Genomic DNA, 15,368 nt, shown 5'->3' with positions numbered 1-15,368 from the left:
TACCAGTGCGGCATTGTGTCTCAAGGCCAATCAAACGAGCGTCCAACTCGCTAGGATGCCGCCCGTCCCCACGCAGTGCCCCCAGGTTGTTCGTGAAAATGCATGCCCTCATTTCGCGCTTGCGCTACGCAGGCGTTGGCGCCGCCGTGTTCCTCAGCGGCTGCAACATGGAAGTCCTCACCCCCAAGGGTGACATCGGCGTCCATGAGAAGTCCCTCATCCTGATTGCGCTCGGCCTGATGGCGATCGTGGCGATTCCGGTGATCGCGATGACGCTGTGGTTTCCATGGCGTTATCGCATCTCCAACAAGAAGGCCACCTATGCGCCGACCTGGGCGCACTCGACCAAGATCGAGGTGGTGGTGTGGACCATTCCCGCGATCATCGTGGCGATCCTGGCCGTGATCACCTGGCACACCTCGCACACGCTCGACCCGTACAAGCCGCTTGAGTCCGATGCCAAGCCGGTGACCATCCAGGTCGTTGCGATGGACTGGAAGTGGCTGTTCGTCTATCCGGACTACGGCATCGCCACGGTCAACGAGATGGCCATCCCGACCGACGTGCCGGTGAACTTCGAGATCACCTCCGACTCGGTGATGAATTCCTTCTTCATTCCGCAGCTGGGCAGTCAGGTCTACGCCATGGCCGGCATGGAAACCAAGCTGCACCTGATTGCGCGCGAGCTGGGCACGTATGCCGGCCTGTCTGCCAACTACAGCGGCGAAGGCTTCTCGGATATGCATTTCCAAGCCATCGCCACTACTGAGCAGGGCTTCAAGGACTGGGTCGCCAAGGCCAAGGCCACGCCGGTTGTGCTCAACGACGAGACCTACAAGGCGCTGGCCAGGCCGAGCCAGAAGACCCCGGTGAGCTACTACGGCAGCGTTACGCCGGGCATGTTCGGCCGCGTCGTCAACAAGTACATGGACGGCATGTCGCACGGCGAGGCCGCGCACGAAGGCATGTCGATGGACATGCATGACCACGGGGACGGGGACGCGATGTCCTCGCCCATCACCCCGGCCAAGGCAGAGAAGTAAGCCATGTTTGGAAAGCTCACCCTCGACGCGATCCCGTATCACGAGCCAATCGTCATGGTCACCCTCGCTGCCGTGTTGCTCGGCGGCCTGGCCATGCTGGTACTGATCACCCGCATGCGTAAGTGGGGCTATCTGTGGTCCGAATGGTTCACCTCAGTGGACCACAAGAAGATCGGCGTCATGTACATCATCGTGGCGCTGGTCATGTTGCTGCGCGGCTTTGCCGATGCCTTGATGATGCGCGGACAGCAGGCCGTGGCCACGGCCGATTCGGCCGGCTACCTGCCGCCGCATCACTACGATCAGGTGTTCACCGCGCACGGCGTCATCATGATCTTCTTCGTGGCAATGCCGCTGATCACCGGTCTGATGAACCTGGTGGTGCCGCTGCAGATCGGCGCGCGCGACGTGGCCTATCCGTTCCTCAACTCGCTGAGCTTCTGGCTGTTCGTGTCTGGCATTGCGCTGGTGATGGTCTCGCTGTTCGTGGGGGATTTCGCCGCGACCGGCTGGCTGGCCTATCCGCCGCTGTCGGGCCTCGAATACAGCCCAACGGTAGGTGTGGACTACTACATCTGGGCGCTGCAGTTATCAGGCCTGGGTACCACGCTGAGCGGTATCAACTTCATCGTCACCATCATGAAGATGCGTGCCCCTGGCATGACCATGATGAAGATGCCGGTGTTCACCTGGACCGCGCTGATCACCAACATCCTGATCGTGGCTGCGTTCCCAGTGCTAACGGTGACGCTGGCACTGCTGACGGCAGACCGTTACCTGGACATGCACTTCTTCACGAACACGTTGGGCGGCAACCCCATGATGTACGTGAACCTGATCTGGATCTGGGGCCATCCTGAGGTCTATATCCTGGTGCTGCCGTGCTTCGGTGCGTACTCGGAAATCGTCTCCACGTTCTCCAAGAAGCCGCTGTTCGGCTACACCTCGATGGTCTACGCCACCGCGGCGATCGGCGTGCTGTCGTTCCTGGTGTGGCTGCACCACTTCTTCACCATGGGCTCGGGTGCGAACGTCAATGCCTTCTTCGGCATCATGACGATGATCATCTCTGTGCCCACCGGCGTGAAGCTGTTCAACTGGTTGTTCACCATGTATCGCGGCCGGGTGGAAATGACCGTGCCGATGCTGTGGACGATCGGTTTCATGATCACCTTCGTGGTCGGTGGCGTCACCGGCGTGCTGATGGCGGTGCCAGCGGCGGACTTCGTGCTGCACAACAGCCTGTTCCTGATCGCGCATTTTCATAACGTGATCATCGGTGGCGTGGTGTTCGGCTGCATGGCCGCAATCAACTACTGGTTCCCGAAGGCATTCGGCTTCCGCTTGAACGAGCGCTGGGGCAAGGCGTCGTTCTGGTGCTGGCTGATTGGCTTCTACGTCGCCTTCGTGCCGCTATACATCCTCGGCCTCAAGGGCATGACGCGCCGCATGAACCACTACGCCAACCCCGAGTGGCAGCCGTACCTGGTCGTGGCACTCGTCGGCGCCGTGATCATCGGGATGGGCATCTTCTTCACCGTGCTGCAGTTCTACATCAGCGTGCGTGACCGCAAGAAACTCACCGATCCCAGCGGCGACCCGTGGGGTGGCCGCACCCTGGAATGGTCCATCAGCTCACCGGCACCGTTCTACAACTTTGCGCTGGTGCCTCGCGTCGCCGAGCTGGACCAGTTCTGGGAAGACAAACAAAACGGAGTCGCTTACGTGCAGCCTGCCAAGTACGAAGACATTCACATGCCCCGCAACACCGGCATCGGTGTGGTTATGGGCGCATTCGGTACGGTCCTGGGTTTCGCGCTCGTCTGGCACATCTGGTGGCTCTCGGCCATCGGCCTGCTGGGCATGATCGGTGCGTTCATCGCCCGCGCCTATGACCGCAACATCGATTACTGGGTGCCCGCGGCCGAGGTCGAGAGGATCGAGCGTTCGCGCCACGCCAAGCTGCAGCAGTTCCAGACCACGCAGGTGGCCCCAGTCGCGGCGCCCTCGCGTCAGAAGGTGGCGTAACCCATGAGCAGTGCCGCAGTTCGCGCCTCGCACGGCGCACTTGACGACGTCCTCCACGGCGGGGGCGTCGACGATCACCATCACGAAGATGGATCCAAGACCTTGCTGGGGTTCTGGATCTACCTGATGAGCGACTGCCTGATCTTCTCGGGCCTGTTCGCCACCTTCGCCGTGCTGGCCAACGCCACCGCAGGCGGCCCGACCGGCAAGGAGCTGTTCGAGCTGCCTTACGTGCTGGGCGAGACGATGCTGCTGCTGATCTCGTCGGTCACTTTCGGCATGGCCATGCTGAACATGCATGCCGGCCACAAGGGCAAGGTGATCGCCTGGCTGGCGGTGACGTTCCTGTTCGGTGCCGGCTTCATCGGCATGGAAGTCTACGAGTTCGCCAAGCTGATCCATGAAGGCGCGGGCCCGAGCCGCAGCGCCTTCCTGTCGTCCTACTTCACCTTGGTCGGCACCCACGGCATCCATGTCACCTCCGGCCTGATCTGGCTGGTGGTGATGATGGACCAGCTGCGCCGTTTCGGCCTCACCGACGCAACCCGTCGTCGCCTGTCGTGCCTGAGCCTGTTCTGGCACTTCCTGGATATCGTCTGGATTTGCGTGTTCACCTTTGTCTATCTGCGGGGAGCCATCTGATGTCCGGCAACCACCATTCCCATGATGACGCCCACCACGAGGCCGCTCACGCCGACCACGGCAGCGTGAAGTCCTATGTGGTCGGTTTCGCCCTGTCGTTGCTGCTGACCCTGGCCTCGTTCGGCGTGGTCATGAGCGGTGCGGTCCCGCACAACCTGATGATGCCGGGCATCGTGGTGTTCGGCGTGGCCCAGTTGCTGGTGCAGCTGGTGTGCTTCCTGCACATGGGCACCTCGCCGGCGCAGCGCGGCAACCTCGCCATCATGCTGTTCACCATGCTGATCCTGGCCATCGTGGTGGTCGGCTCGCTGTGGGTGCTGCACAACATGAACGAAAACATGATGCATCCGATGCCGAAGATGATGCCGATGGAGTGATTCTCCGGCGTGGCATGTTCAACGAAGGCGCCTCAGGGTGCCTTCGTCGTTTCTGACAGGACTGGATGCGTCCGGTTCCTTCACCGTCATTCCGGCGAAAGCCGAAATCCAGTGACTTTCCGTGAGCGTCATAGAGGCGCCTGGATTCCGGCTTTCGCCGGAATGACGGTGAGAGTTTGGGGCCGGTGCGGCATGACCGAGCGCCATGGGCGCGTGCCCCCAACTTGAACAAGCCAGTCATTTAAGTGCATCAAGCCCTCGCAGCCGGCCCGCTCTTCCTCTAAAATGCCGATTTCCAGCACGGCTGCATCCCATGACCCCCCTGATTTTCGTCACCGGCGGTGTGGTGTCCTCGCTTGGCAAGGGCATCGCCGCGGCGTCGCTGGCTTCCATCCTGGAAGCGCGTGGCCTCTCGGTCACCATGATGAAGCTCGATCCGTACATCAATGTGGATCCGGGCACCATGAGTCCCTTCCAGCACGGCGAGGTCTATGTGACCGACGATGGCGCCGAGACCGACCTTGACCTCGGTCACTACGAGCGCTTCGTCCACACCCGCCTGACCGGCAAGAACTCCATCACCACCGGCAAGATCTACGAATCGGTGATCCGCAAGGAGCGCCGCGGCGACTACCTGGGCGCCACCGTGCAGGTGATCCCCCATATCACCGACGAGATCAAGCACTGCATCCACGAGGCCACCCGCGGCTTCGATGTGGCGCTGGTGGAAATCGGCGGCACGGTGGGTGACATCGAATCGCTGCCGTTCCTCGAGGCCATCCGCCAGCTGCGCATCGAGCACGGGCCGGAAAAGGTGTTGTTCATCCACCTGACGCTGGTGCCGTACATCAAGGCCGCCGGCGAGATCAAAACCAAGCCGACCCAGCATTCGGTGAAGGAGCTGCGTTCCATCGGTATCCAGCCGGACGTCCTGCTGTGCCGTTGCGAGCAGCCGCTGCCCGAGGGCGAGCGCCGCAAGATCGCGCTGTTCACCAACGTGCCTGAGAACGCCGTGATCAGCGCGGCCGACGTGGACATCATTTACAAGCAGCCGCTGTGGCTGCACAAGCAGGGCCTCGACGAGATCGTGGTCCGCAAGTTGGGCCTGGAAGCGGGTCCGGCAGACCTGTCCGGCTGGCAGCGCACGGTGGATGCCGTCGAGCATCCGAAGGAAGAGGTCACCGTGGCCATCGTCGGCAAGTACGTCGAGCACAAGGACGCCTACAAGTCCCTGGGCGAGGCACTGCGCCACGGCGGCATCAAGCAGCTCACCCGCGTCAATCTCAACTGGGTTGATTCGGAGCAGGTCGAAGCCGAGGGCGCGGCCAAGGTGCTGGGCAGCGCGGACGCCATTCTGGTGCCGGGCGGTTTCGGCAAGCGCGGTTTCGAAGGCAAGGTGCTGGCGGCCAGGTACGCCCGTGAAAAGGGCGTGCCGTACTTCGGCATCTGCTACGGCATGCATGCCGCGGTGGTGGATTTCGCTCGCAGCGTGGCCGGTCTGACCGAGGCCGATTCCAGCGAGAACGACCGCAACACTCCGGACCCTGTGATCGGCCTGATTACCGAGTGGACCACCGCCAGCGGTGAAGTCGAGCAGCGCAACGAGCGCTCGGACCTGGGCGGCACCATGCGCCTGGGCGCGCAGGAATGCCGCCTCAAGACCGGCACGCTGGCCCGTCAGCTGTACGGCCAGGACGTGGTGCGCGAGCGCCATCGTCATCGCTACGAATTCAACAACCGCTACCGCCAGCCGTTCGAAGATCTTGGCCTGGTGATCTCCGGCAAGTCGATGGACGACCTGCTGGTGGAAATCGTCGAGCTGCCGGCGCAGAAGCACCCGTGGTTCCTGGGCTGCCAGGCGCATCCGGAGTTCACCTCCACGCCGCGTGACGGCCACCCGCTGTTTATCGGTTTCGTGCAGGCCGCCCGTGAGTTCAAGACGGTGCGCGAGGGTGAGCGTCTCGCCAAGGAGTCCATCGCATGAAGTTGTGTGGATTCGAGGTTGGCCTGGACCAGCCGCTGTTCCTGATTGCCGGCCCTTGCGTGGTCGAGTCCGAGCAGTTGCAGATCGACACCGCCGGCAAGCTGAAGGAAATCACCGGCAAGCTCGGCATCAACTTCATTTTCAAGTCGAGCTTCGACAAGGCCAACCGCTCGTCGATGAACAGCTTCCGAGGCCCAGGCATGGAAGCGGGCCTGAAGATCCTGGCTGAAGTGAAGCGACAACTTGGCGTGCCCCTGCTCACCGACGTGCATGAATACACGCCGATGCACGAAGTGGCCGCCGTGGTCGATGTGCTGCAGACGCCGGCGTTCCTGTGTCGCCAGACCGATTTCATCCAGCATGTGGCTCGCGCTGGCAAGCCAGTCAACATCAAGAAGGGCCAGTTCCTCGCGCCGTGGGACATGAAGAACGTTGTCGACAAGGCGAAGGCCGTCGGCAACGACGACATCATGGTCTGCGAGCGCGGCGCGAGCTTTGGCTACAACAATCTCGTTTCGGACATGCGCTCGCTCAGCGTGATGCGCGACACCGGTTGTCCGGTGGTGTTCGACGCTACTCACTCGGTGCAGTTGCCTGGCGGGCAGGGCACCAGCTCGGGCGGCCAGCGCGAGTTCGTGCCGGTGCTGGCGCGCGCGGCCGTGGCCGTGGGCGTGTCGGGCCTGTTTGCCGAAACGCATCCGAACCCGGAAAAGGCGCTGAGCGACGGTCCCAACGCCTGGCCGCTCGGCAAGATGGAAGCGCTGCTGGAAACCCTGCTCGAACTCGATCAGGTCACCAAGCGCCACACGTTCCTGGAACATACGTTCTGATCCGCCGCGGGGGAGGCGAATGAAGCGAATCCCCCGCGCATCAGGCAGGATGTTTCCCCACTGCTTCAATCACCTCATCAAGCTACGGATCCCATGAGCACCGAAATCACCCGCATCCACGCCCGTGAAATTCTCGATTCCCGCGGTAATCCCACGCTCGAAGCAGAAGTGACCCTGGCCGGTGGCGGCTTCGGTCGCGCGGCCGTGCCGAGCGGCGCCTCCACCGGTTCGCGCGAAGCGGTCGAGCTGCGCGATGGTGACAAGTCGCGTTACCTGGGCAAGGGCGTAAAGAACGCGGTCGGCAACGTCAACGGTGCCATCGCCTCGGCGCTCAAGGGTTTCGATGCGGCCAACCAGGGTGGCCTGGATGCCAAGCTGATCAACCTCGACGGCACCCCGAACAAGGGCAAGCTTGGCGCCAACGCCATCCTCGGAGTGTCGATGGCGGCCGCGCATGCGGTGGCCTCGCAGAACCGTCAGCCGCTGTGGCAGTACCTGGCCAGCATCAACGGCACCACCGGCAAGCCGGGCGCGCTGCCGGTGCCGATGATGAACATCATCAACGGCGGTGCTCACGCTGACAATAACGTCGACGTGCAGGAGTTCATGGTGCTGCCAGTCGGCGCGCCCAGCTTCGCCGAAGCGTTGCGCTACGGCACCGAGATCTTCCACGCGCTCAAGAGCGTGCTCAAGGGCAGGGGCCTCAGCACCTCCGTGGGCGACGAAGGTGGCTTCGCGCCGAATCTGCGCTCCAACATCGAAGCGCTGGACACCATCCTGGAAGCCGTCAACAAGACCGGTTACAAGATCGGCAGCGACATCCTGCTGGGCCTGGACGTGGCCAGCTCCGAGTTCTTCAAGGACGGCAAGTACGACCTGGAAGGCGAGGGCAAGATCTACACGCCGGCGCAGTTCGTCGACCTGCTGGCCAGCTGGTCCAAGCAGTACCCGATCGTCACCATCGAAGACGGCATGGCCGAAGGCGACTGGGACGGCTGGAAGCTGCTCACCGACACCATCGGCAAGAACATCCAGTTGGTGGGCGACGATCTGTTCGTCACTAACCCGACGATCTTCAGGGAAGGCATCGACAAGAAGATCGCCAACGCGATCCTGATCAAGGTGAACCAGATCGGCACGCTGTCAGAGACGCTGGAAGCCATCGCCATGGCCGACGCCGCCAAGTACGCCGCGATCGTGTCGCACCGCTCGGGCGAGACGGAAGACACCACGATTTCCGACATCGCCGTGGCCACCACTGCCACGCAGATCAAGACTGGCTCGCTGTGCCGCACCGACCGCGTGGCCAAGTACAACCAGCTGTTGCGCATCGAGGAAGCCCTGGGCTCGGCCGCGCGCTACGCAGGCCGTGACGCGTTTCCGAACCTGAGCAGCCTGCCGGGCTAAGAAGGAGTACGGATCGTCCATGCTGCGCTGGGTCGCCCTGATTCTCCTGCTGGTGCTGATCGGTCTGCAGATGAAACTGTGGACCGGTAACGGCGGCGTGCACGAGGTGGAATCGCTGCGCGCCGCGGTGAAAAAGCAGGGCGAGGATAACGACAAGCTGCAGCAGCGCAATCAGGCACTGGGTGCCGACGTGAATGACCTCAAGCACGGCGAGCAGGCCGCCGAGGCACGTGCGCGTGCGGAGCTCGGCCTGATCAAGCCAGGCGAGACGTTCTACCAGGTGGTCGAGAAGCCGGGCGCTAACCAGGCACCCGCTTCTGCCTCGTCAAGCAGCGGCAGCCAATGATCGGGCCCCTCTGGTGCGTCGTGCCGGCGGCGGGGCGCGGCACGCGGGTTGGCGGCGATATCCCCAAGCAATACCTGCCGCTAGGCGGGCGGCCGCTGATCTTGCATACGCTGGAGCGGCTGGCGGCGCATCCTCTGATCGCCGGTCTGATGGTCGTATTGAGCAGCAAAGACGAACTCTGGCCGGGTCTTGATCGGTTGGGCGGTAAACCCGTGCTCACGGTCATTGGAGGCGCTGAACGCTGCGATTCCGTGCTGGCCGGACTGCGGGCGCTGCCCGCGGGCGTGACGGACGATGCCTTCGTGCTCGTCCACGACGCGGCGCGCCCTTGTGTCCGAGAGGCGGATATTGCCCGCTTGATCGAGCAGGCCATACTGGCCGGTGGCGGGCTGCTCGGGGCGCCGCTGCGCGATACGCTCAAGCGAGCTGGCGAAGATGGTCGCAGTAAGGTCACTGAGCCGCGCGATCATCGCTGGCGTGCCTTCACGCCACAGATGTTCCGACGTGGTGAACTATCGGCGGCGTTATTGGCGGCCTCGGTGGCCGGCGTGACGGTGAGCGACGAGGCCATGGCGATGGAACGCGCCGGTTTCGCACCGCTGCTGGTCGAGGGCGCCGAGGACAATATCAAGGTAACGACGGCCGCGGATTTCGCCTTGGCCGAGTTCCTGTTGCCGCGAACGAAGTAAGGAGCCACACACATGATGCGGATCGGCCAGGGTTTCGACGTCCATACCTTCGGCGAAGGCGACCATGTGATGCTCGGCGGCGTACGCGTGCCGCACAACCGCGGGGTCGTGGCGCATTCCGACGGCGACGTGGTGATCCATGCGCTTTGCGATGCCATCTTCGGCGCATTGGCGCTGGGTGACATCGGCAGGCATTTCCCGCCGAGCCAGGAGCAGTGGCGCAACGCCAATAGTCGCGTCTTCCTTCGTCATGCGGCAAAGCTCATGCGCGAGCAGGGTTATACGCTGGGCAACGCCGACGTGACAGTGATTTGCGAGGCTCCGAAAGTCGGTCCTCATGCCCAGGCCATGCGAGAAGCGGTGGCCGAGGAACTCGGTAGCGATATCGGTTGTATCAGCATCAAGGCCACCACCACCGAAAAGCTCGGCTTCACCGGACGCGGCGAAGGCATCGCTGCCCAGGCTTGCGTTCTGCTGGTTCTGACATGAGCGAGGCAAGGGCCCGCAGTTCGGCTTCGCGCCTGCACGAGCTGCTCGACTCCATCAACGAGCTGCTGCGGCGGTTGCGCGGGCTAGGCAACCTTCCCGAGCCCGATACTGATCCGGGCTTCCGCGAAATCCAGACCGAACTGCGGGAGCTGCTCGACGGACTGCATCCGGCCGATATCGCCTATGTGCTCGAAGCGCTTCCGCTGTCGGACCGCCTTGCCATATGGCAGCGCGTGAAAGCCGATAGCGACGGCGAGATCCTGCTCGAAGTTTCAGATGCGGTGCGCGAATCGCTCATTGCGGACATGGACGACCACGAGATCCTGGCCGCCGTCGAGCCGCTGGACGCGGACGAACTGGCGGACCTGGTCGAAGATCTGCCGACCGAGATGCTGCCCGAGCTGATGGCCAGCCTCGACGCGCAGCAGCGCGAGCGCGTGCAGGCAGCCTTGTCCTATCCAGAGGATCAGGTTGGCGCGCTGATGGATTTCGAGATGGTGACCATTCGCGAAGACATCAGCCTGGAAACCGTGCTGCGCTACTTGCGGCGGTTCGAGGAACTGCCGGAGCAGACCGACAAGCTGTTTGTGATCAATCACGAGAACCTGCTCACCGGAGTGCTGCCGGTGCATTGGCTCTTGGTCAATTCGCCCGAGAAGATGGTGGGTGAGGTGATGGCGCCAGACGTCAACACCTTTCATCCCGATGACGATGCCTATGAGGTCGCGCAGGCATTCGAGCGCTATGACCTGGTGACCGCGCCGGTGGTTGACGGCACGGGACACCTGATCGGGCGCATCACCATCGACGCGATGGTCGATGTGTTGCGCGAAGAGAGTGAAAGCGAAGCGCTGAGTCGTGCCGGTTTGCGCGAAGAGGAAGACGTCTTCGCCTCCGTGTGGAAATCGTTGCGCAACCGCTGGGCTTGGTTGGCGATCAACCTGGTGACGGCCTTCATCGCCTCGCGCGTCATCGGACTGTTCGAGGGTTCCATCCAGAATCTGGTGGCGCTGGCTGCTCTGATGCCGATTGTCGCGGGTATCGGCGGCAACTCCGGCAACCAGACCATCACCATGATCGTACGCGCGTTGGCGCTCGATCAGATCACACCCGCCAGTGCACGGCGGCTGTGGCACAAGGAAATAGGTGTTGCCTTGCTCAACGGACTGGTCTGGGGCAGCGTGATTGGCGTGGTGGCCTGGCTGCTGTACGACAACTTGCCACTCGGCCTGGTAATGACGACGGCGATGACGCTCAACCTGGTGCTGGCGGCATTTTGCGGCGTGGCCATTCCCATGCTGATGACACGCCTGGGGCGCGATCCCGCCCTGGGTTCCAGCGTGATGATTACCGCCGTAACCGACTCGGGCGGTTTCTTCATCTTTCTCGGCCTCGCCACGCTGTTCCTGATGTAATGCGCCGCTGACGCTGCTGTTTCCATCTTTGATACCGGTTTCACCGGTGGAGTCCCATGTCCGATCTCGAACTGCCCTATGCCTACGGCAACCCATCGCTCACCGCGGTACTGCGCAGCAGCCCGGAAGATTTCCAGGTAGAGGAAATTCTCGGTTACGACGCGGATGGCGAAGGCGAGCATGCCTTGCTGTGGGTGGAGAAGCGCGGCGCGAACACCGACTGGGTGGCGCGCGAACTGGCGCGTTTCGCCGAAGTGCCGCCACTCAATGTGGGTTATGCGGGGCTCAAGGATCGCCATGCGGTCACGCGCCAGACTTTCTCCGTGCAACTTGCAGGCAAGCCCGATCCGGACTGGTCCACGTTTCCCCATGCGGAAGTGAAGGTGCTGGCCGCCACGCGCCACAAGCGCAAGCTCAAGCGAGGCGCGCTACGCGGCAATCGCTTTGTGCTGGTGCTGCGGCAGGTGGATGGTGATCGTGCGGTTACCGAGCAAGTGCTCCAGCAGATCGCGCAGCGCGGTGTACCCAACTATTTCGGCGAGCAGCGTTTCGGCCGTGAAGGCGGTAACGTGGCGCAGGCGCGATCGATGTTTGCGGGCAGGCGCGTGGATCGCGACAAGCGCCATTTCCTGTTGTCTGCCGCGCGTTCGCACATTTTCAACGCTGTGCTGGCAGCAAGAGTGGAGCAGGGCGCCTGGGATTCCCCGATGGAAGGCGAGATCTGGTCGTTGGCCGGTTCGCGCTCGTGGTTCGGGCCTGAGCCGTTCGACGCCACGCTTTCCGAGCGGCTTGCGCGTGGCGACATCCATCCATCGGGGCCGCTTTGGGGAGGTGGCGAGACACCGGCGAAGGCGGATGTCGCTGCACTGGAGAGCGCGATCGCGGCAGCCAACGCCGATCTTGCCGATGGGCTGGTGGCGGCGAAGATGGATCAGGAGCGTCGCGCCTTGCGCATGATTCCGCAGAACCTGTCCTGGCGCTGGCTGGACGGCGAGGCGCTGGAGCTGAGTTTCGAGCTGCCGGCGGGGGCATATGCGACGACGGTGGTGCGGGAGCTGGCGCGGACAACGTAGTTCCTGTCTTCCTCTCCCTGATGGGGAGAGGAGCGAGGTGAGGGGCGGGTGCTCGCGGGATCGCTTCAACGAAGCCCGCTCCGACTTAACTTTGCCGCCAGATTGCCCCTCACCCCAACCCTCTCCCCGAAGTGGAGAGGGAGTAATAGAGACGCGCTATCCCTTCAGAAGCACCACTACCGCCCCCGTTCCACCCTGCATCGGCCTTGCCGACGCAAACGCCACGACGTCATCACGCCGTCGCAACATGCGATCAGTGAGCGCCTTCAACACCGGGCCAGAAGCCCGCGAACGCAACCCCTTGCCGTGCACGATGAGGACGCAGCGGAACCCTCGACGCTTGGCCTCGGCCAGAAAATCCACGATGGTCGCCTGCGCGGCCGCAGCATTCATCTGGTGCAGATCGATATCGTCCTGGATGCTGAACTGGCCGCGCTTGAGCTGTCGAAGCAGCTTCGGCGGGTAGCCGTCGCGCAGGTAGCTCAACTCCTCGCCCACCTCGATCAGCCCTGGATCGAACACCATATCGAGCAGCTCGCCAGGCACGGCGGCCTCATCGGCTTCGAACATATGCGGATGTGGCTTGGGTTTTGGCGCGGCCGGCGCAGGTTCCACGGGATCGATCGGTCGCACGTCACCAATGGCTTCGCGGAACAGGCGGGCGTCGTCGTCGGTGACCTGAGGGGGCTGACGGTGTTTCATCACCGCATCGTAATGCAGCCATCAGCGCATGGTGTCGCGGGCTTCATGAGTCGTTGCACTACAGGCGACGACGAATGTGAAACCACTGCCCCGGTCCGGTAGACTTCGTGCTTAACCCGGCGCGCATCCATAGGGCGATGCGGCTGCGATTGGCTCTGAACGGATCATCATGCGAGTTCTGGTAAGCAACGACGATGGCGTGGATGCACCGGGCATCCGCGTGCTCGCCGAGCGCCTTGGCGCGGTCGGCCAGGTCACGGTGGTGGCACCGGACCGCGACCGCTCCGGCGCCAGCAATTCCCTCACGCTGGACGCGCCGATTCGCGCGCTGCGCATGGACAACGGTTACTACCGCGTGGCCGGCACGCCGACCGACTGCGTGCATCTGGCCTTGGCTGGCATGCTCGACTACGAGCCCGATATCGTAGTCTCCGGCATCAACAACTCCGCCAACCTTGGCGACGATGTGATCTATTCGGGCACCGTGTCGGCGGCGATGGAAGGACGTTTCCTTGGCCTTCCCGCCATCGCTGTCTCGCTGGTCAGCAAGGACCACAACGGCATCCATTACGACTCCGCGGCTAACGCCGTTGTGCTCCTGATGCAGCGCCTGCTGGTCGATCCCCTGCCGGCCGACACCATCCTCAACGTCAATGTGCCTGACCTTCCGTGGGAGCAAATCCGCGGCTTCGAGGTCACCCGACTGGGCAAGCGCCATCGTTCGGCGCCCTGCATCAAGCAGACCGATCCACGTGGCAAGACCATCTGGTGGATCGGTCCGGCTGGCGACGTGGACGACGCAGGCCCTGGCACCGACTTCAATGCAGTGCATCGCGGCTACGTATCTGTCACACCGATCCATGTGGACTTGACCCGTTTCCAGGCGCTGGAAAAAGTCAGTAGCTGGGTCGGCGCGCTGAACGAAGGTGTCGGCGGCAAGAGCGCCGAAGAGGCGGCATGAGGTGATGAACGTGCATCCATTGCCACCATCCGCACTGAAAGGCGAGGGTATGACCTCGCAGCGTGCGCGCGACCGTCTTGCAACCAAGCTCAAGGAAGAGGGCATCCGCGACCAGCGTGTGATCGATGTGATCCGCAATACGCCACGCCATCATTTCATCGACCAGGCGCTGCATTCGCGCGCCTACGAGAACACCGCGCTGCCGATCGGCCATGGCCAGACCATTTCCCAACCGTGGGTGGTGGCGCGCATGACCGAGGCGCTGCTGGAATTCGGCGTACCGCAGAAGGTATTGGAGATCGGTACCGGCTCGGGTTACCAGGCCGTGGTGCTCGCGCAGGTCGTGCCACAGGTCTTCACCGTGGAGCGCATCGAAGAATTGCTGCGCCAGGCGCGCCGCCGCTTCCGTCAGCTGGGCCTGAGCAACATCCGCTCGCGGCACGATGACGGCAAGCTCGGCTGGCCCGATGAGGCGCCGTTCGACGCCATCATTCTTACCGCGGCGGGCGATGCTATTCCGCACGCCGTGCTCGACCAGCTCAGCCCCACCGGCGTGCTGGTGGCGCCAGTGGGCTCGCCCAGCAACCAGATGCTGATTCGCATGCGCGGAGACGGGCAGGGCGATTTCATCCAGGAGGAGCTGGCTGCGGTCAGTTTCGTGCCTTTGCTCGGCGGCATCGGCTGATGCGCCCGTCTCGCCAGGGAAGCTGCTGAATGCGTCTTTTTGGAACCTTGTATGCGCGCGCACTGACGTGGGCGCGCCACCCGAAGGCTGTTTACTACCTTTGCGGCCTGAGCTTCGTCGAGGCTTTCATCTTTCCCATCATGCCGGAAGTGATGCTGGCGCCGATGATGCTCGGCAAGCGTCACAAGGCGTTCTTCTACGCCAACATCAGCCTCCTGTTCTCGTTGCTGGGTTCACTGGTGGGTTATGCGCTGGGCCATTGGGCTTTCCACGCGCTCTCGCCGCTGCTCGACAGCCTGCACCTGCTCTCGCCGATCGAGAAGGGCGTGGACAACCTGCGAATGCAGATGAACCAGCATTGGCTTGGCCTGTTGTTGGTGCTCGCATTGGCGGCGCTGCAGCCAGTGGTGCCGATGAAGTTCGTCACCTGGGCGTCGGGCATTGTCGGCGTGCCGGTAATTCCGTTCCTGGTTTGCATGGCGGTGGGGCGAGGCAAGCGCGTGTGGTTGCTGGCGCTGTTGATCCGCCTGTTCGGCGAGCGCGCGGAGCGCCTCCTGCACAAGCACATCGAACGAATCGGTTGGGCAGCACTGATTTTGCTGGCGGCGTTGCTGGCGTGGTGGCTCTGGTTGCGCTGAACGGTGGTCGGCAGGTTTGTATGCCTGTCGTCGCTACCCGTATGAAAAAGCCGTTAGGC

General features: G+C 63.0%; 16 protein-coding genes. 15 read left to right on the top strand and 1 reads right to left on the bottom strand.

Annotation, left to right across the window (positions count from 1 at the left end):
- Nucleotides 1-98 precede the first annotated feature (98 nt).
- The 12 genes from cyoA to truD all read left to right on the top strand — a co-directional run bounded on the left by cyoA (nt 99) and on the right by truD (nt 12,323).
- On the top strand, nt 99-1,043 hold the full coding sequence (gene cyoA, locus AC3CBN_RS16665) for a ubiquinol oxidase subunit II (protein WP_488634105.1): 945 nt from the start codon (nt 99-101) through the stop codon (nt 1,041-1,043).
- Nucleotides 1,044-1,046: 3 nt separating this feature from the next.
- The gene (gene cyoB, locus AC3CBN_RS16660) at nt 1,047-3,071 is read left to right on the top strand and encodes a cytochrome o ubiquinol oxidase subunit I (protein ID WP_488634104.1); all 2,025 of its coding nucleotides are present in this window, start codon (nt 1,047-1,049) and stop codon (nt 3,069-3,071) included.
- Between the two features lie 3 nt (nt 3,072-3,074).
- Complete coding sequence (cyoC, locus tag AC3CBN_RS16655; protein WP_488634103.1) at nt 3,075-3,713, top strand: cytochrome o ubiquinol oxidase subunit III; 639 nt, start codon at nt 3,075-3,077, stop codon at nt 3,711-3,713.
- On the top strand, nt 3,713-4,090 hold the full coding sequence (gene cyoD, locus AC3CBN_RS16650; RefSeq protein ID WP_488634102.1) for a cytochrome o ubiquinol oxidase subunit IV: 378 nt from the start codon (nt 3,713-3,715) through the stop codon (nt 4,088-4,090). Before cyoC ends, cyoD begins: the two co-directional genes overlap by 1 nt.
- A gap of 313 nt (nt 4,091-4,403) precedes the next feature.
- On the top strand, nt 4,404-6,074 hold the full coding sequence (gene pyrG, locus AC3CBN_RS16645) for a CTP synthase (RefSeq protein WP_488634101.1): 1,671 nt from the start codon (nt 4,404-4,406) through the stop codon (nt 6,072-6,074).
- Nucleotides 6,071-6,904, top strand: coding sequence for a 3-deoxy-8-phosphooctulonate synthase (gene kdsA / locus AC3CBN_RS16640; RefSeq protein WP_488634100.1), 834 nt, complete (start codon nt 6,071-6,073; stop codon nt 6,902-6,904). The genes pyrG and kdsA overlap by 4 nt, the downstream gene beginning before the upstream one ends.
- A 93-nt stretch (nt 6,905-6,997) precedes the next feature.
- Nucleotides 6,998-8,311 (top strand): phosphopyruvate hydratase, encoded by a 1,314-nt coding sequence (eno, locus tag AC3CBN_RS16635; RefSeq protein WP_488634099.1) that lies wholly within the window; start codon nt 6,998-7,000, stop codon nt 8,309-8,311.
- A 19-nt stretch (nt 8,312-8,330) separates the two neighbouring features.
- Nucleotides 8,331-8,657 (top strand): cell division protein FtsB, encoded by a 327-nt coding sequence (gene ftsB / locus AC3CBN_RS16630; RefSeq protein WP_488634098.1) that lies wholly within the window; start codon nt 8,331-8,333, stop codon nt 8,655-8,657.
- A complete protein-coding gene (ispD, locus tag AC3CBN_RS16625) occupies nt 8,654-9,346 on the top strand; it encodes a 2-C-methyl-D-erythritol 4-phosphate cytidylyltransferase (RefSeq protein ID WP_488634097.1) in 693 nt (230 codons plus the stop codon). Before ftsB ends, ispD begins: the two co-directional genes overlap by 4 nt.
- 15 nt (nt 9,347-9,361) lie before the next feature.
- Nucleotides 9,362-9,835, top strand: coding sequence for a 2-C-methyl-D-erythritol 2,4-cyclodiphosphate synthase (gene ispF, locus AC3CBN_RS16620; protein ID WP_488636755.1), 474 nt, complete (start codon nt 9,362-9,364; stop codon nt 9,833-9,835).
- Nucleotides 9,832-11,250, top strand: a complete 1,419-nt coding sequence (gene mgtE, locus AC3CBN_RS16615; protein ID WP_488634096.1) for a magnesium transporter — start codon at nt 9,832-9,834, stop codon at nt 11,248-11,250. The genes ispF and mgtE overlap by 4 nt, the downstream gene beginning before the upstream one ends.
- A 56-nt stretch (nt 11,251-11,306) precedes the next feature.
- Nucleotides 11,307-12,323, top strand: coding sequence for a tRNA pseudouridine(13) synthase TruD (gene truD, locus AC3CBN_RS16610; RefSeq protein ID WP_488634095.1), 1,017 nt, complete (start codon nt 11,307-11,309; stop codon nt 12,321-12,323).
- Nucleotides 12,324-12,479: 156 nt separating this feature from the next.
- On the opposite strand, the gene AC3CBN_RS16605 is transcribed toward truD, so the two are convergent.
- On the bottom strand, nt 12,480-13,025 hold the full coding sequence (locus AC3CBN_RS16605; protein WP_488634094.1) for a Smr/MutS family protein: 546 nt from the start codon (nt 13,023-13,025) through the stop codon (nt 12,480-12,482).
- A gap of 169 nt (nt 13,026-13,194) precedes the next feature.
- Between AC3CBN_RS16605 and surE the strand changes: the two genes are divergently transcribed.
- Genes surE through AC3CBN_RS16590 form a run of 3 tightly spaced genes read left to right on the top strand, consistent with a single transcriptional unit; the run spans nt 13,195 to nt 15,309 of the window.
- The gene (gene surE / locus AC3CBN_RS16600; protein ID WP_488634093.1) at nt 13,195-13,986 is read left to right on the top strand and encodes a 5'/3'-nucleotidase SurE; all 792 of its coding nucleotides are present in this window, start codon (nt 13,195-13,197) and stop codon (nt 13,984-13,986) included.
- Between the two features lie 4 nt (nt 13,987-13,990).
- Nucleotides 13,991-14,671: a protein-L-isoaspartate(D-aspartate) O-methyltransferase gene (locus AC3CBN_RS16595; protein ID WP_488634092.1), complete on the top strand. Its 681-nt coding sequence runs from the start codon at nt 13,991-13,993 to the stop codon at nt 14,669-14,671.
- 29 nt (nt 14,672-14,700) lie between these two features.
- Nucleotides 14,701-15,309, top strand: a complete 609-nt coding sequence (locus AC3CBN_RS16590) for a YqaA family protein (RefSeq protein WP_488634091.1) — start codon at nt 14,701-14,703, stop codon at nt 15,307-15,309.
- Nucleotides 15,310-15,368: the final 59 nt, after the last annotated feature.

The organism is Dyella sp. OK584, from assembly GCF_057787755.1.
Note: the sequence above shows the minus strand (reverse complement) of the source record. Positions and strands in the feature narration are given on the sequence as shown.

What these genes read in the sequence shown, in the direction of transcription:
- mgtE (WP_488634096.1), top strand. Translation starts at nt 9,832, where the DNA reads ATGAGCGAGGCAAGGGCCCGCAGTTCGGCTTCGCGCCTGCACGAGCTG.
- AC3CBN_RS16605 (WP_488634094.1), bottom strand. Translation starts at nt 13,025, where the DNA reads ATGAAACACCGTCAGCCCCCTCAGGTCACCGACGACGACGCCCGCCTG.
- cyoD (WP_488634102.1), top strand. Translation starts at nt 3,713, where the DNA reads ATGTCCGGCAACCACCATTCCCATGATGACGCCCACCACGAGGCCGCT.
- cyoA (WP_488634105.1), top strand. Translation starts at nt 99, where the DNA reads ATGCATGCCCTCATTTCGCGCTTGCGCTACGCAGGCGTTGGCGCCGCC.
- AC3CBN_RS16590 (WP_488634091.1), top strand. Translation starts at nt 14,701, where the DNA reads ATGCGTCTTTTTGGAACCTTGTATGCGCGCGCACTGACGTGGGCGCGC.
- ispD (WP_488634097.1), top strand. Translation starts at nt 8,654, where the DNA reads ATGATCGGGCCCCTCTGGTGCGTCGTGCCGGCGGCGGGGCGCGGCACG.
- surE (WP_488634093.1), top strand. Translation starts at nt 13,195, where the DNA reads ATGCGAGTTCTGGTAAGCAACGACGATGGCGTGGATGCACCGGGCATC.
- ftsB (WP_488634098.1), top strand. Translation starts at nt 8,331, where the DNA reads ATGCTGCGCTGGGTCGCCCTGATTCTCCTGCTGGTGCTGATCGGTCTG.
- ispF (WP_488636755.1), top strand. Translation starts at nt 9,362, where the DNA reads ATGCGGATCGGCCAGGGTTTCGACGTCCATACCTTCGGCGAAGGCGAC.
- pyrG (WP_488634101.1), top strand. Translation starts at nt 4,404, where the DNA reads ATGACCCCCCTGATTTTCGTCACCGGCGGTGTGGTGTCCTCGCTTGGC.
- kdsA (WP_488634100.1), top strand. Translation starts at nt 6,071, where the DNA reads ATGAAGTTGTGTGGATTCGAGGTTGGCCTGGACCAGCCGCTGTTCCTG.
- cyoB (WP_488634104.1), top strand. Translation starts at nt 1,047, where the DNA reads ATGTTTGGAAAGCTCACCCTCGACGCGATCCCGTATCACGAGCCAATC.
- eno (WP_488634099.1), top strand. Translation starts at nt 6,998, where the DNA reads ATGAGCACCGAAATCACCCGCATCCACGCCCGTGAAATTCTCGATTCC.
- truD (WP_488634095.1), top strand. Translation starts at nt 11,307, where the DNA reads ATGTCCGATCTCGAACTGCCCTATGCCTACGGCAACCCATCGCTCACC.
- AC3CBN_RS16595 (WP_488634092.1), top strand. Translation starts at nt 13,991, where the DNA reads ATGAACGTGCATCCATTGCCACCATCCGCACTGAAAGGCGAGGGTATG.
- cyoC (WP_488634103.1), top strand. Translation starts at nt 3,075, where the DNA reads ATGAGCAGTGCCGCAGTTCGCGCCTCGCACGGCGCACTTGACGACGTC.